This window comes from Polaromonas sp. P1_E3 (assembly GCF_056405935.1).
This window is the reverse complement of sequence record NZ_JBFUBD010000672.1, coordinates 1-1,031: the sequence shown is the minus strand read 5'-3', so window position 1 is coordinate 1,031 and position 1,031 is coordinate 1. Positions and strand designations below refer to the sequence as shown.

The following is a 1,031-nucleotide window of genomic DNA, read 5'->3' as shown; positions in this document are numbered from 1 at the left end:
GCGGTCATACTGCTCCTTCAAACGCCTTATTTTTTGACAGCGCAGGACGATCATGACGACAAGCATTACCACGCGAACCGAGCGCGACACTTTCGGCCCGATTGAAGTGCCGGCCGGCAAACTCTGGGGCGCGCAAACCCAGCGTTCGCTGCAGAATTTCGACATTTCGGGCGAGCAGCAGCCGCGCGAGATCATCAAGGCGCTGGCGCAGGTCAAGCGCTCCTCGGCCAAAGTCAATCATGCGCTGGGCCTGCAGGATGAGAAGAAAACCCAAGCCATCGTGGCGGCCGCCGACGAAGTGATTGCGGGCGGACATGCCGATGAGTTTCCCCTGGTGGTGTGGCAGACGGGCTCGGGCACGCAGACCAATATGAATGTCAATGAGGTGCTGGCCAACCGCGCCAGTGAAATCCTGGGCGGCGAGCGCGGCGAAGGCCGGCTGGTGCATCCCAACGACGACGTCAACCGCAGCCAGTCGTCCAACGATGTGTTCCCGACCGCCATGCACGTGGCTGCGGTGGACGCGATGACAAACAAGCTGCTGCCGGCGATTGCGAAATTGCGGGCCACGCTGTCGCAGAAATCCAGAGACTTCGACGACATTGTCAAGATCGGCCGCACCCAYTTGCAGGATGCGACGCCGCTTACCCTGGGCCAGGAATTTTCGGGCTATGTCGCGCAGCTGGACCACGGTGAAAAGCACGTGCGCGCCGCCTTGCCGCACCTGTATGAATTGGCGCTGGGCGGCACCGCTGTCGGCACCGGCTTGAACGCACCCAAGGGGTATGCGGAGCAGGTGGCGGCCGAATTGGCGACGCTCACCGGCCTGCCCTTTGTCACGGCGCCCAACAAGTTTGAAGCGATGGCTTCAGTGGATGGCCTTGTGCATGCCCACGGCGCGCTCAAGACCCTGGCCGCCAGCATGATGAAGATTGCCAACGATATGCGCTGGCTGGCCAGTGGCCCGCGAAGCGGCATCGGTGAACTCAGCATTCCCGAAAACGAGCCAGGCTCGTCCATCATGCCGGGCA

At 62.1% G+C, this 1,031-nt stretch carries 1 protein-coding gene; it reads left to right on the top strand.

From position 1 onward, the window contains the following. Positions 1-52 precede the first annotated feature (52 nt). Positions 53-1,031 (top strand): class II fumarate hydratase (locus AC1D0Z_RS22680; protein ID WP_477660389.1); only part of this gene is annotated, 979 nt, incomplete at its 3' end.